This is a genomic window from Halorubrum sp. T3, from assembly GCF_000296615.1.
Taxonomy (GTDB): Archaea; Halobacteriota; Halobacteria; order Halobacteriales; family Haloferacaceae; genus Halorubrum; species Halorubrum ruber.
Genome location: NZ_ALWQ01000008.1, coordinates 251,431 through 265,944, shown reverse-complemented (window position 1 = coordinate 265,944; position 14,514 = coordinate 251,431). Strand labels below are relative to the sequence as shown.

11 protein-coding genes are annotated in these 14,514 nt (G+C 68.6%); 4 read left to right on the top strand and 7 right to left on the bottom strand.

Going from position 1 to position 14,514, the window contains the following annotated elements; genetic code table 11:
- Nucleotides 1-14: 14 nt before the first annotated feature.
- The 4 genes from B378_RS0101230 to B378_RS0101215 all read left to right on the top strand — a co-directional run bounded on the left by B378_RS0101230 (nt 15) and on the right by B378_RS0101215 (nt 7,361).
- Nucleotides 15-2,282 (top strand): PAS domain-containing protein, encoded by a 2,268-nt coding sequence (locus tag B378_RS0101230; RefSeq protein WP_017342009.1) that lies wholly within the window; start codon nt 15-17, stop codon nt 2,280-2,282.
- A 107-nt stretch (nt 2,283-2,389) separates the two neighbouring features.
- Nucleotides 2,390-5,338 (top strand): DEAD/DEAH box helicase, encoded by a 2,949-nt coding sequence (locus B378_RS0101225; protein ID WP_017342008.1) that lies wholly within the window; start codon nt 2,390-2,392, stop codon nt 5,336-5,338.
- Between the two features lie 73 nt (nt 5,339-5,411).
- Nucleotides 5,412-6,917: a stage II sporulation protein M gene (locus tag B378_RS0101220; RefSeq protein ID WP_017342007.1), complete on the top strand. Its 1,506-nt coding sequence runs from the start codon at nt 5,412-5,414 to the stop codon at nt 6,915-6,917.
- 93 nt (nt 6,918-7,010) lie between these two features.
- Nucleotides 7,011-7,361, top strand: a complete 351-nt coding sequence (locus tag B378_RS0101215; RefSeq protein ID WP_017342006.1) for a hypothetical protein — start codon at nt 7,011-7,013, stop codon at nt 7,359-7,361.
- Between the two features lie 667 nt (nt 7,362-8,028).
- On the opposite strand, the gene B378_RS0101210 is transcribed toward B378_RS0101215, so the two are convergent.
- The 7 genes from B378_RS0101210 to B378_RS0101180 all read right to left on the bottom strand — a co-directional run bounded on the left by B378_RS0101210 (nt 8,029) and on the right by B378_RS0101180 (nt 14,507).
- Nucleotides 8,029-8,418, bottom strand: a complete 390-nt coding sequence (locus B378_RS0101210) for a DUF6276 family protein (RefSeq protein WP_017342005.1) — start codon at nt 8,416-8,418, stop codon at nt 8,029-8,031.
- 106 nt (nt 8,419-8,524) lie between these two features.
- Entirely contained in the window at nt 8,525-9,223 is a 699-nt protein-coding gene (locus B378_RS0101205; protein ID WP_017342004.1) for a V-type ATP synthase subunit D, read from the bottom strand.
- Between the two features lie 126 nt (nt 9,224-9,349).
- On the bottom strand, nt 9,350-10,792 hold the full coding sequence (locus B378_RS0101200) for a V-type ATP synthase subunit B (RefSeq protein ID WP_017342003.1): 1,443 nt from the start codon (nt 10,790-10,792) through the stop codon (nt 9,350-9,352).
- A gap of 2 nt (nt 10,793-10,794) precedes the next feature.
- Entirely contained in the window at nt 10,795-12,558 is a 1,764-nt protein-coding gene (locus tag B378_RS0101195) for an ATP synthase subunit A (RefSeq protein WP_017342002.1), read from the bottom strand.
- A gap of 1 nt (nt 12,559) precedes the next feature.
- Nucleotides 12,560-12,889: a V-type ATP synthase subunit F gene (locus B378_RS0101190; protein WP_017342001.1), complete on the bottom strand. Its 330-nt coding sequence runs from the start codon at nt 12,887-12,889 to the stop codon at nt 12,560-12,562.
- Entirely contained in the window at nt 12,886-13,932 is a 1,047-nt protein-coding gene (locus B378_RS0101185; protein ID WP_017342000.1) for a V-type ATP synthase subunit C, read from the bottom strand. Before B378_RS0101185 ends, B378_RS0101190 begins: the two co-directional genes overlap by 4 nt.
- A complete protein-coding gene (locus B378_RS0101180; RefSeq protein WP_017341999.1) occupies nt 13,929-14,507 on the bottom strand; it encodes a V-type ATP synthase subunit E in 579 nt (192 codons plus the stop codon). Before B378_RS0101180 ends, B378_RS0101185 begins: the two co-directional genes overlap by 4 nt.
- Between the last annotated feature and the right edge of the window lie 7 nt (nt 14,508-14,514).

Sequence of the window (14,514 nt, the reverse complement as noted above, 5' to 3'; positions counted from 1 at the left end):
TCTAACTATGACGCATGGAGAATCGAAAGGGACCGCCCTCCGAGTCCGGGCCCGATCTCGCGGTCGGGAACGAAGACAGGAGCGTCTACGAGACGGTCTTCTGTGAGATGGAAGACGCCGTCTTTCTGATCGACGTCGAAGACCGAGACGAGGGGTACACTTTTCGCTTCCGGCGGACGAACGCGTCGCACCAGCGACTCACCGGAATTTCGCTGGAAGAGATCCGCGGCAAGACGCCGCGGGAACTGCTGGGCGACGAGCAGGGGGCGTCGGTCGCAGAGAACTACCGCCGCTGCGTCGAGGCTCGCGAGACGATCGAGTACGAGGAGGCGCTCGCGCTGCCGGAGGGGCCGAAGGAGTGGCAGACGCGGCTGAGCCCGGTCGTCGAGGACGGGTCGGTGACGCGGGTCGTCGGCGTCGCCCGCGACGTGACGGAACAGAAGGAGCGGGAGCGAACGGTCCAACGGATCAAAGACCGGCTCGAACTCGCGGTCGAGGGGGCGCAGATCGGGGTCTGGGACTGGGACATGACCACGGACGAGGTCGAGTTCAACGACCAGTGGGCGGCGATGCTGGGCCACTCGCCCGACGAGATCGAACCGCGCCTCGACGCGTGGGAGCGGCGCGTCCACCCCGACGACCTCGCGGCGGTCGAAGACGCCCTGTCTGAACACATGGCGGGCGAGACGGAGTACTACGACACGGAACACCGGATGCGAACCGCAGCGGGCGAGTGGAAGTGGATCCGCGACATCGGAAAGGTCGTCGAGCGGGACGGCGACGGGGAGCCGGTCCGCGCGGTCGGCATCCACCTCGACGTCCACGAGCAGAAGCGCCGAGAGGCGGAGCTGGAGCGGACGCGAACCCTCATCGAGCGGACCCAAGAGAGCGCGTCGATCGGCTGGTGGGAGGTCGACCTGGTCGACGAGTCGCTCACGTGGAGCGACGAGGTGTACCGGATCCACGAGGTGCCGACCGACGAGACGGTCGAACTGGAAGACGGAATAGAGTTCTATCACCCGGACGACCGGGACGCGATCGAACGGGCGTTCGAGCGGCTGACGGAAGAGGGCGAGTCGTACGACCTCGAACTGCGGATCGTCACGGCGACCGGACGAACCCGGTGGGTCAGGGCGATCGGCGATCCGCAGTTCGACGACGCGGGGGAGGTCGTCGGGGCGCTCGGACTGTTTCAAGACATCACCGAGCGGAAGCGGTACGAGATGGCCCTCGAGTCGACGCGCGAGGAGCTGCGGACGGTCATCGACCTCGTGCCGGACCTCGTGTTCGTGAAGAACCGCGATGGCGAGTACCTCCTGGCGAACGAGGCGACCGCGGCGGCGTACGGGCTGTCGCCCGAGGAGGTCGAGGGGCGGTCCGAGGGAGAGATCATTCCGGACGCCGACGACTCCGACGCGTTCCGACAGGACGACTTGGAGGTGATCGAGTCGGGCGAACCGAAGAACGTCGGCGAGGAGACGCTAACCACGGCGGCCGGAGAGACGCGCATCCTCCAGACGACGAAGATCCCCTACCAGATCGCCGAAACGGGCGAAGACGCCGTGTTGGGATACGCCCGCGACGTGACTGACCTCAAGCGGTACGAGCAGACGCTCGAAGAGCAGCGGGACACCCTCATGCTGCTCAACCAAGTCGTGCGCCACGACATCCGGAACCAGCTGATGGTCGTCCAGTCGTACACCGAACTGCTCGAGGACTCGCTGCCGGACGACCAGAGCCGGACGTACGCGCGGACGGTCATCGGGGCGGCGAAGCAGGCGGCCGACATCACGGAGACCGCCAGGGACGTCACGGACGTGTTGCTACAGGTCGGCACCGACCAGGAGCCGGTCGATCTCCGCACCGAACTCAACCAGCAGATCGAACGGGTCCGATCCGAGAAAGACCGCGCGACGGTCACGGTGAACGGATCGATCCCGGACGTGACGGTGTTGGCCGACGGCCTGCTGGAGGGGGTGTTCCGGAACCTGCTGACGAACGCGGTCGTCCACAACGACAAGCAGGTGGCCGAGATCACGGTTTCGACCAGTTTGTCGGACGACGCGGTGTGCGTCTCGATCGCCGACAACGGGCCCGGAATCCCGGACGATCACAAAGAGCAGATCTTTCAGGAGGGCGAGAAGGGACTGGAGAGCGGCGGAACCGGGATCGGCCTGTACCTCGTCAAGACGCTCGTCAACAGGTACGACGGCGACGTGTGGATCGAGGACAACGAGCCGACCGGGAGCGTGTTCGTCGTCGAACTTCCCCTCGCCGACTGAGCGCGAAACGGGCCGGGCGGGGGCGGCCGAGACCCGGTAGCACTCGGGCCGATCTCGCATAGCGACGGGCTTAATCGCCCGAGCGCCCAATCCAAACCGATCACAGAATGGCGGAACCGTCGGGCATGGACGCGTTCGCGCACCTCGGGAGCGAGATCCGCGAGGCGCTCTCCGACCGAGGGTTCACCACGCCAACCGAGCCCCAGCGCGAGGCGATCCCCCCGCTCGCCGACGGGAAGAACGCCCTCGTCTTGGCCCCCACTGGCACCGGGAAGACGGAGACCGCGATGCTCCCCGTCTTCGACGCCATCGTCGACGCCCGCGATTCGCCGGGCGACCCGCCGCGAGACGGCATCTCCGCGCTCTACATCACCCCCCTCCGCGCGCTCAATCGCGACATGATGGACCGGCTGGAGTGGTGGGGCGAGACCCTCAGCGTCGAGGTCGCGGTGCGTCACGGCGACACCACCCAGTACGAGCGGTCGAAGCAGGCCGACAACCCGCCCGACGTGCTCATCACGACGCCGGAGAGCCTCCAAGCAATCTTGACCGGCTCGAAGATGCGCGTCGCCCTCGAAGACGTCGCGCACGTCGTGATAGACGAGGTCCACGAACTCGCCTCGGCGAAGCGCGGCGCCCAGCTCACGATAGGGCTCGAACGCCTCCGGCGCGTCGCGGGCCCGTTCCAGCGCGTCGGCCTCTCCGCGACGGTCGGCGACCCCGAGGAGGTCGGACGGTTCCTCGTCGGGACCGGAAAACGCGACCCGGAACGCGAGGGCGACCGCACGTTCGAGACGGTCGAGGTCGCGGCCGGGACTCGGACGGACGTACGCGTCCGCGACCCGGAAATCACCGACCGCGACACCCGCCTCGCGGGCGAACTCGCGGTCGACGAGACGACGGCGAGCCACGTCCGGACGATCCGCGAGATCGTCGCGGACAACGAGTCGACGCTGATCTTCGTCAACACGCGCCAGACCGCGGAGGCGCTCGGCTCGCGGTTCAAGACGCTCGCGGAGAAGGAGCGCGAGGCGGCGGACAGAACCGACGGAACCGACGACCCCACCGAGATCGAGCTCCACCACGGCTCGCTGTCGAAGGACGTCCGGATCGACGTGGAAGACCGGTTCAAGTCCGGCGACCTCGACGGGCTCGTCTGCACCTCCTCGATGGAGCTCGGCATCGACGTGGGGCGCGTCGACCACGTCGTCCAGTACGGGAGCCCCCGCGAGGTCGCCCGCCTGCTCCAGCGCGTCGGGCGCGCGGGCCACCGCCGCGACCTCGTCTCCGAGGGGACCGTCGTGACGCAGGGCGGCGACGACACGCTCGAAGCGCTTGCCATCGCGCGCCGCGCCGGCGAGGAGCTGGTCGAGCCCGCGAACATCCACCACGGCAGCCTCGACACGGTCGCGAACCAGGTCGTCGGCCTCGTGATGGACGAGGGGGAGATACACGCCCGCGAGGCGTACGAGACGGTCACGAACGCCTACCCGTTCAGGGACCTCTCCGAGCCGGAGTTCCAGGAGGTCGTCCGCGAGCTCGACGGCAACCGCCTGCTGTGGCTCGACGAGGAGACGGACACCTTAGAGAAGTCGGGCGGCACCTGGCAGTACTTCTACGCGAACCTGTCGATGATCCCCGACGAGGCCACCTACGAGGTGTACGACATGTCCTCGCGGCGGCAGATTGGGACCCTCGACGAGCAGTTCGTCGTCAACTTCGCCGGGCCGGGCGAGACGTTCGTCCAGCGCGGCGAGATGTGGCGGATTACGGAGATCGACGAGGAGGAGGAGCGCGTGAACGTGACGCCGATCCCCGACCCGACCGGCGAGGTGCCCTCGTGGGTGGGCCAGGAGATCCCGGTCCCGAAGCCCGTCGCGGAGGAGGTCGGCCGGATCCGCGGGGAGGCGGCGGCCGCGCTCGACGCCGGTTCAACGCCCGAAGCCGTCGCGGCCGACCTCGCAGAGCGGTACCCGACCGACCAAGAGACAGTCGCGGCCGCGCTGAAATCGGTCGTCGACCACGTCGACGCCGGCCACCCGATCCCCACGGACGAGCGGATCGTGATCGAGGGGAGCGCGCGCACCGTCGCGGTCAACGCCGCCTTCGGTCACGAGGTCAACGAGACCCTCGCGCGCCTGCTCGCGGCGCTCGTCGGTCAGCGCGCCGGCTCGTCGGTCGGGATGGACGTCGACCCCTACCGGATCGAGTTCGAGGTCCCCCACGACGCCGGCGTCGGGGACTTCCGCGAGGTGCTGGAGACGACCGACCCCGACCGCTTAGAGGCGTACCTCGAACTCGCGGTCAAAAAGTCCGACGCGCTGAAGTTCACGCTGGCGCAGGTCGCCGCGAAGTTCGGCGCCGTCAAGCGGTACAAGGAGGGGCGAGGGAAGTTCGGCGGCAACCGCCTGCTCGCCGCCCTCGAGGACACCCCTGTCTACGACGAGGCGCTCCGCGAGGTGTTCCACGCCGACCTCGCAGTCCCGGAGACGGCCGACCTGCTCGCGGGGATCCAGGCGGAGGCCGACGCCGCGGGCGGCTCCGTCGCGGTCGAGACCGCCCGCGAGCGCACCCCGCTCGGGACCGCGGGCCGCTCCGCCGGCACGGAGTTCCTCGTCCCGGACAACGCCGACGCGGACGTGATCGAGACGGTCAGAGAGCGGATTCAGGACGACCGGGTGATCCTCTTCTGTCTCCACTGTACGGACTGGAAGCACACGACGAAGGTCCGGCGCGTCCGCGACCAGCCGGAGTGTCCCGACTGCGGCTCCACCCGGATCGCGGCGCTGAACCCGTGGGACGAGGAGACGGTCGCCGCGGTGCGCGCGCCCGAGAAGGACGACGAACAGGAGCGCCGCACCGAGCGCGCCCACCGCGCCGCGAGCCTCGTCCAGACGCACGGGAAGCGGGCGGTGATCGCCCTCGCCGCCCGCGGCGTCGGTCCCCACAACGCCGCGCGGATCATCAACAAGCTCCGCGAGGACGAAGACGAGTTCTACCGCGACGTGCTCCGGCAGGAGCGCGAGTACGCGCGCACGCAGTCGTTCTGGGATTAGCTCGGTCCCCCCGCCGCTGTCCGCTTGCGGTCCGGACTCCCGTTTTTAAGTATCGGACGGCCGATCGGGGGACATGGACCTCTCCGCCGCCGTCACGGCAACGACAGCGACCCTCCGCCGGCGCCCCGCCGACGTCCTCCCCTTCTACCTCCTCGGCACCGCGATACCGGTGATCGCCCGCCTCGGCACGTTCGCCGCGCTCGCGGGGATCTACCTCCACCTCGAACTCACCGGGAGGCTCGCGGCCGCAAGCGACGCGCTCGCCGGGGTCGAGCCGCCGCCGGACACGCAGGACCCGGAGGCGCTACAGGCGTGGGCCGAGGGGCTGACGCCCGCGTTCGAGCCCCTCCTGACGCCGACCGTGGGGATCCTCTTCGCCGCCGGCGTGCTCGTCACGACCGTCCTCGCAGTCCTCGCGTACGCCGTCGTCTCGGCCGGACAGCTCTCGGCCGTCATCGCGAGCCTCCGCGACGAGCGCGGGCTCGTCGGGGGGGTCGCGGGCGCTCGCTCCCGTTGGCTCACGTTCCTCGGCCTCTATGTCGCCGAGCTGCTCCTCTGGATCGGCGTCGTCGCGCTCGGCTCGATCGCGGTCGGGGCAGCATTCCTCGCGAACCCGTTCCTCGGCGCCGCGGTCGCGGTCGCCGCCCTCCTCGTCGGGTTCGTCGCCCTCGCGCTCGTCCGAATTCTCTTCGCGTTCGCGCCTGTGGCCGTCGTCGTCGACGACGCCGGCGTGGTCGGGGGCGTCGAGGGCGCGGGCGGCTTCGTGCGCTCGAACCCCGTCGACGCCGCCGCCTACCTCGTGGTCGCGATCGGCGCGCTGGTCGCCCTCGCGTCGGTCGCCTCCGGGATCGCGTTCCTCGGCGGCGGCCCGATTGTCGCGCTCGCCAGCGCGGTCGTCGTCGCGCCCGCGCTCGACCTGTTGAAGACCGTCCTCTACGGCGACTACCGGGGGACGGTCGATCCCGTCTCGCCGCCGGAGGCCGGCGTTAGGGCGCAGTTCGTCGGCGGCCTCCGCCGCGGGTGGCGCGAGCTGGCCGGGTTCGTCCGCTCGACGCCGGGCAGTCACGTCCTCGCGCTCGCGGTGGCGGTCGGCTTCGGCGTGCTCGGGTGGTACGCCGCCGCGCCGTTCGCCGAGACGGTCCCGACCTCGATCGAGGGGCGGATCGCCGGACAGCTCCCGCCCGTGGCGACGCTGACGTACTTCGGGAACAACTGGGGGGTCGCGATCGCGACCGCCTTCTCCGGCGTGGGGTTCGTCCTCCCGGCACTCTCGTCGCTCGCGTTCAACGGCCTCGTGCTCGGCGCCACCGCCGCCCTGGAGGAGAACCTCCTCGCGCTCGTCGCGTTCGTGGTCCCGCACGGGATCTTCGAGATCCCCGCGCTCGTCGTCTCGGGCGCGCTCGGGGTCCACCTCGGCGCCGTCTCGTGGCGGACGTTCCGCGGCCGCGCGAGCCGCGCGCGGCTCGCCGACGCCCTGCGGACCGCGTTCTGGGTGACCGTCGGGCTCGGGGTCCTGTTCGCCGTCGCCGCCGTCATCGAGGGGTTCGTCAGCCCGTACTACTGGCGGCCGTTCCTGTAAGCCGCGACCGGCTGCCGATACACCCTCCCCGGTGCCGGAGCGGGGCGCAGACGCCGCCCGCACCGCTTATTACCGCGCGGTGGAAGCGTCGGTATGACACCGTTCCTCGCCGTCATCCTCGTCGGCGTCCCGCTCGCGTGGCTCGTCGGCTTCGCCGCCTACGCGTACGTCGACGCGCCCAAGTACGGCATGAACCCGCGCAAGTGGGCGCTCATCTCGTTCGCCGTGCCGCTGTTCGGCTTCCTCGCGTACGTCTTCGAGCGCGACGAACTCGACTACAACCCCGAGGAGGACCCGTACGCCGGCGGCGACGACGGCCGCACCGGCGGCTTCGCGGTCCACGAGTCGCGCCAAGGCGAGAAGCGCCTCGGCCCGGCGGGGACGGAGGCGGACGACGACGACGCGGACGACGAGTGGGACGACCCGGACGGCGTCGATCTCTGAAGAGACGACCGAGACGGATTCCGGTCAGCACGGAGACACCGGCGAGCGATGCGATATTTAAATATCCGAGAGCGGATGGCGTCTGTTACTTATAAACAACGGTGCGGTCGGCGCGTGCCTGCGAGCGGCCGCCCTCGGCGGCCGCGAGCCAGCACGCGCGAGGGAGTCGCGAACGCCCGTAGGGCGTGAGCGACGAGGCTGGGGAGGCGTGAGGTGCTGTGCGGAGCGGGGCGGGACTCAAAGGGGCAGTCGCGAGGCGGACGCAGGCGACGTAAGCACCGAACGAGGGAGCGCAAGCGACCGAGTGAGGCGCGCAGCGAGCGTGCGTCCGCCTCGCGACTGGGGCTTTGGAGGTGTCGTCTGTCGATCTGGTAGCAGCGATTTATAAGCGAGCGACTGGGGCTTTGGAGGTGTCGTCTGTCGATCTGGTAGCAGCGATTTATAAGTGAGCGGCTGGGGCTTTGGAGGTGTCGTCTGTCGATCTGGTAGCAGCGATTTATAAGCGAGCGACTGGGGCTTTGGAGGTGTCGTCTGTCGATCTGGTAGCAGCGATTTATAAGCGAGCGACTAGGGCTTTGGCGGTGTCGTCTGTCGATTCACAGTCGGTTATTTATAAACGACAACTGTCAACGTCACCGTTCGACGAAAGCGATCAGTCGTTTAACTCCTAAATCGCATCGTAAAGCGCCGCTCGACGGCGATCGAGGTCGAACGCGGCCTCGGGCGCGTCGAGTCGGTCGAAGAAGGCGAACGCGTCGGCGCCCGCCCCCTCCGCGTGGTCGATCAGCGCCTCGATCGACGCGCGGTTGAGCGCGAACGACTCGAGTTTCCCGCAGCAGAGCGCCAGCGCGACGCCGGCCTCGCCGGACGGGAACGCGGGGTCCACCTCGGAGAAGTCGGGATCGTCAGGCACTCCACCCGCGATCCCCGCCTCGTCCGCGGCGACGACCCGCAGACACCGGGTACAGATCGCGGCCGCGTCGGCCGGGGCGTGCTCGCGGAGCGCGGGCGGCACGGCGAACGCGACGACGTCGGCGTCGCAGTGTGGACAGGGCACGACCGCGGCTACGGGCGGGTTCGAGTAAAAGTCGACGGCGAAGAGAGAAGCGGCGACCGACGCGGGACGAGTGATGGCGATTCGGGAGCCGACGCCGCGACGGACGTCAGTCGGCGGGCTCGGGCTCTTCGGTCTCCGCGGCCGCAACCGCGGCGTCCTCCTCGGCCTCTTCCTTCTCCTCTTCCTCCTTTTTCGCCTTGATCTTCTTCATGCGGAAGATCTCCTCGCGCTCCTGCTCTTCGAGCTTCTGCTCGATGTACTCCTGGTTCTCGTACAGGCCCGGGAGCAGCGTGAACTCCAAGGCGTTCACGCGGCGCTTCGTGGTCTCGATCTCCGTGAGCATCTTCTTCATCGCCGTCTCGACCTCGGCGGCGAGGATGATCTTCTCTAAGAGCTCCTCGTAGGCGTCGGCCGCCTCGTCGATGCGGGCCGAGGAGCCGAGCAGGCCGTAGCCGCGCTCGTCGAGGCTCTTCCGCACCTTCGAGGACTCGATCTGCGGGACCACGACGCCCATGATGTTCTTCGACTGGGTCGTGATCTCGGGGTGTTCCTTCAGCGCCGCGGCCGCGCCGCGGACGGCGACGTCGCCCTCCATCGCCCGGGCCATGTCGATCTTGCGCTGGGCCGTCTCGTAGTTCTCGGAGACCTCCGACCGGACGTCCTGCGCCTGGTCGAGGATGTCCATGAACTCCATGATGAGCCCGTCGCGCTTCTGTTCGAGCGTGTCGTGACCGCGCTCGGAGAGCTCGATGCGGTCCTCGATCGCCATCAGGTTCTTCCGCGTCGGTTTGACGTCCTTGGCCATCTTGGGGGAAGGTTCCGCTCCGAGGCGGATAATTCTTTTCAGATGCGTCGGTTCGGCGGGTCGACGACGACCGCGAGACGCGTGTCTGGGCGAGGCGTCACGGGCGGCAAAAAGTGAGTCGCGGCGTCAGTCGGCCGCTTCGAGCACTTCGCGCTCGGAGTCGTCCTCGCGGTAGTGCTCCTCGATGAACTCCTCGTCGATCCGGTTGAGGGCGTCCTTCGGCAGCATCGAGAGGAGGTCCCAGCCGATCGAGAGCGTCTCGTCGATGTCGCGGTTCGTCTCGAAGCCCTGGTCGATGAACTCGGACTCGAACGCGTCCGCGAAGTCGAGGTACTTGTTGTCTAGCTCAGAGAGCGCCTCCCGGCCGACGATGTTCACGAGGTCGCGGAGGTCCTCACCTTCCGCGTACGCCGCGAACATCTGGTCTTTCACGTCGGCGTGGTCGGCGCGTGTGAGCCCCTCACCGATCCCGTCGTCCATCAGCCGCGACAGGCTGGGGAGGACGTTGATCGGCGGCTGGAGGCCCTGGCTGTTGAGGTCGGGGTCGACGTAGATCTGGCCCTCCGTGATGTACCCGGTCAGGTCCGGGATCGGGTGGGTGTCGTCGTCGCCCGGCATCGTGAGGATGGGGATCTGCGTGACCGAGCCGTCGCGGCCCTTGATCCGGCCGGCGCGCTCGTACAGCTGCGCCAAGTCGGTGTACATGTATCCGGGGTACCCGCGTCGGCCGGGCACCTCCTCGCGGGCCGCGCCGATCTCGCGGAGCGCCTCGCAGTAGTTGGTCATGTCCGTCAGGATGACGAGGACGTGGTAGTCCTTCTCGAAGGCGAGGTACTCGGCCGTGGTGAGCACCATCCGCGGCGTGACCGTCCGCTCGACGGCGGGGTCGTCCGCGAGGTTCATGAAGACCACCGAGCGCTCCAAGGCGCCGGTGCGCTCGAAGTCCTCCATGAACTCGTTGGCCTCCTCCTGGGTGATCCCCATCGCGCCGAAGATGACGGCGAACTCGGAGCCCTCCTCGTCGTCGCCGCCCTCCTCGTCGTCGCCGCTCTCCTCTTCTTCGGGCACGCTGGCCTGCCGCGCGATCTGCATCGCCAGCTCGCTGTGCGGCTGGCCGGAGCTGGAGAAGATCGGGAGCTTCTGGCCGCGGACGAGCGTGTTCATGCCGTCGATGGCGGAGACGCCCGTCTCGATGAACTCCTCGGGGTACTCCCGGGAGTACGGGTTGATCGCCGCGCCGACGATGTCCTGTCGCTCCTCGGGGACGATCTCCGGGCCGTCGTCGATCGGGCGGCCGGAGCCGTCCAGCACCCGCCCGAGAAGGTCCTCGGTGACGGGCATCTTCATCGTCTCGCCTAAGAATCGGACGGACGCGTCTCTGTCGATACCGGAGGTGCCCTCGAAGACCTGGATCGCGACCACGTCCTCCGAGGATTCGAGCACCTGTCCGCGCAGCGTCTCCCCCTGTGCCGTCTCGATCTCGACGATCTCGTCGTAGCCGATCGCCTCGTCGACCTCGGCGTACACGAGGGGGCCGCTGATCTCGGTGATGGTTTGATACTCTTTCATGGTCAGTAGAGGCTCCGGAGCTCCTCGGTGATCTCGGCTTTGAGATCCTCGACGTACTCCTCGTAGTCCTCTTGGACGCCGATGCGGTTAATCCGCGGGGCGGCTTCGGTGTCGACGATCTCCTCGACGGGGACGCCCGCGTCGAGGGCGTCGAACGCCTCGTCGTTGAACTTCTGGATCGTCGTCAGCATGAGGTACGTCTTCTCCGGCGGACAGAACGTGTCGACCGGGTGGAACGCGTTCTGCTGGAGGTACGCCTCGCGCAGGTAGCGAGCGACCTCCAGGGTGAGCTGCTGGTCGTCGGGCAGGGCGTCCTTCCCGACGAGCTGGACGATCTCCTGCAGCTCGGTCTCCTCGTCGAGCACGTCGACCGCCCACTGGCGCCGCTCGGCCCAGTCGTCGGCGACCTCGTCTTCGAACCACGGGTCCAGCTGGTCTTTGTACAGCGAGTACGACTCGTTCCAGTTGATCGACGGGAAGTGGCGGCGCTCCGCTAAGTCCGCGTCGAGCGCCCAGAACGTCTTCACGATCCGCAGCGTGTTCTGGGTGACCGGCTCGGAGAAGTCGCCGCCGGGCGGCGACACCGCGCCGATCGCCGAGACGGAGCCCTCCGTCCCGTTGATGTTCTCGAAGTAGCCGGCGCGCTCGTAGAACTGCGCCAGGCGCGCGGCGAGGTACGCCGGGTACCCCTCCTCGCCGGGCATCTCCTCCAACCGGGAGGAGATCTCGCGCATCGCCTCCGCCCACCGCGAGGTGGAGTCGGCCATCAGCGCCACGTCGTACCCCATGTCGCGGTAGTACTCGGCGATCGTGATCCCCGTGTAGATACAGGACTCACGCGCCGCGACGGGCATGTTCGAGGTGTTCGCGATGAGCGAGGTTCGGGCCATCAGCGGGTTGCCGTTGGCCGGGTCCTCAAGCTCGGGGAAGTCCTCGATGACCTCGGTCATCTCGTTGCCGCGCTCGCCGCAGCCGACGTAGACGATGATGTCCGCGTCGGCGTACTTCGCGAGCTGGTGCTGGGTGACCGTCTTCCCCGAGCCGAACGGGCCGGGGATGGCGGCCGTCCCGCCCTTCGCGATGGGGAACAGGCCGTCGAGGATGCGCTGGCCGGACACCAGCGGCGTCCGGGGCGTCTTCTTGTCGTTGGCGGGGCGGGCCTCGCGCACCGGCCACTCCTGGTGCATCGAGACCTCCTCGCCGTTGTCCAGCTCGACGACCGTCTCGGTGACGTCGAAGCTGCCGGCCTCGGCGGCGACGACCTCGCCGCCCTCGTAGTCCGGCGGCACCATGACCTTGTGGTCGATGGTGACCGTCTCCTCGACGACGCCGACGATGTCGCCGGGCTCGACGACGTCGCCCGCCTCGACCTCGGGCTCGAACTCCCACTCCTCCTCGAGGTCGATGCCGGGCGCGTCGACCCCGCGGTCGAGGTACGGACTGCCCATCTTGCCCTCCAGCACGTCCAGGGGGCGCTGAACGCCGTCGTAGATGGCGTCCAGCATCCCCGGGCCGAGGTCGACCGACAGCGGCTCGCCCGTGTTCTCGACGGGTTCGCCGGGGCCGACGCCGGAGGTCTCCTCGTACACCTGAACGGTCGTGAGGTCGCCCTCGATCTCGATCACTTCCCCCATGAGCCCTTCGTCGCCGACGTAGACGACGTCGTTCATGCGGGCGTTGAGATCGCGGGCGGTCACGACCGGACCGCTCACGCTCTGAATGACGCCGTTGTCCGTCTCGGCGTCGGTTGTGTCTGCTTTGCTCATATTAGTCGTCTTCCTCCATCAGGTCGATGCCGATGGCGCGTTTGATCTGGTCGCGCAGCCCGCCGCTGCCGGCGCCGGAGCCGCCGAGCGTCACGAGGACCGGCTCGATGCTCCCCTCGACCGCATCGCGGGTCCCCCGCGAGAGGTGGTCGAGGTCGTCGTCGTGCATCACGATGATGCCGACGCCCTCGTCGTCGAGCGTCCGCTCGACGGCGTCGTCGAGCTTCTCGTCTTTCTCGTCGTCCGGCACGTTCTCGAACGCCCGGACGCCGGCGAGGCGGAATCCGGTCGTGAACTCCGGGCTGCCGACGACCGCTATCTCCTGGCTCATGTTATCACCAGCTCCGATTCGATCTCGTCCGGCGAGAGGCCGGCCTCCTTCCCGCGAGCGATCGCCCGGATGTTCTCCGTCTCGCGCTCCTTCGCGAGGATGTACGAGATCACCGGGGTGACCGACACCGGGTGGATCGTGCCGAGCCGGTCGCCGTACGCGAGCAGGGCGCCGTCGATCGCGTGTTCGAACGCGATGAGGCTGTCCGCCTCCTCGAGCTCGCGCAGCGCGGGCCCGAGCTCGTCGCCGTACTGGCTGTCGCCGATGAACTCGACGAGCTCGTCGAGGTTCTGCGCCAGCCGCGCGAGCGACGACCGGGTGAACAGGTCGCCGCCCTCGATGAAGTACGCCGCGGGGTCGATGTCCGCGCCCGAGCGGGCGAGCCGGAGCGCGTTCGTCGCGTTCCGGAAGTCGACCTCCGCTTTGAGGAACGACTCGTACTGCCGGGTCGGCTCGTCGCCGCCGAGCCCGGAGAGGAGCCGCTCGTAGAACGCGCGGTCGACCGCGTTCTCCAAGGGCACCAGCACGTCCGTCTCCTCGTACTCGGCGTACGCCGCCCGGAGCGGCTCCCCGTAGATCGTGTCTTCGAGGACCTCGATCACGGCGTCGATCGAGTCCGCCTCGAGCAGCCGCCGGATCCGGCGGTCGTCGAACTCGCCGGCGCGGATCAGGTCGACCTCGACGGCCGACTGGTCCGCGTCGGTGTAGGCGCCGCGGATGACCGTCTTCACGTTCCAGGCGTCGAACTTCCGGAGATACCGCGCGATCAGGTCGTACAGCGACCCCTCGCTCCAGTCGAGGATCGCGTCGAACTGCTCGGCGAGGTTCCGGTTCAACGCGTACTCGATCAGGTCCACGCCGCCGTGGCGGCTGCCGAGCGCGTTGATCTCCGCGCCGTAGCTCGACTCCTCCATGAACCGAGCGATCTCGGCCGGCCCCATCCGGGTGAGCTTGCGGTACTCCTCGTCCCCGTAGAGGCTGCCGCGGCGGGCACGAACCCGCGCGACGACGTACTCGGGGTTCGAGCTACCGGCGGCGCTCATTGGTCGAACAGCCGCTCCGAGATGTTCTTCAACTCGTCGTCCCAGACGGACTCCAGGACCGAGTCGAACGTGTTGTTCACGCGAACGCGGGAGGTGTCGCTCTCGGCGACGACGCCGCCGAGGCAGTCGACTTCCCCGTCGACCTCGGCGTTGCGGTCCGCGACGAGCTCTTCGAGCAGCTCGACGTCCTCGGCGCGGGTGTAGACGGCGACGTCCTCGTCGTCGTCGAACTCCGCGAGGCTCGCGTCGAGTAGGGCCTCGGTGAGCTCGCGGCGGTCGTCGCCGTCGAGGCCGGCGATCGCCGCCTCGACGTCGTCGCGGACGTCCTCTAAGACGTCGCGGCGGGCGCCCAGCCGCTCCTGTTTGGCCTCGAGCTTCGCCGAGGAGAGCGTCTGTTCGCGCTCCTGGTCGATCTGGCTCTCGACCTCGGCGAGCCGCTCCTCGCGGATGCGCTCCGCGTCGGCCTCGGCGTCGGCGACGATCTCGTCGGCCTCCGCCTCGGCCTGTTCGCGGATCTCCTCCGCACGCGCGCGGGCCTCATCTTCAACGTCCTCAACGACGGTTTCCAAACTCATTGGTTGA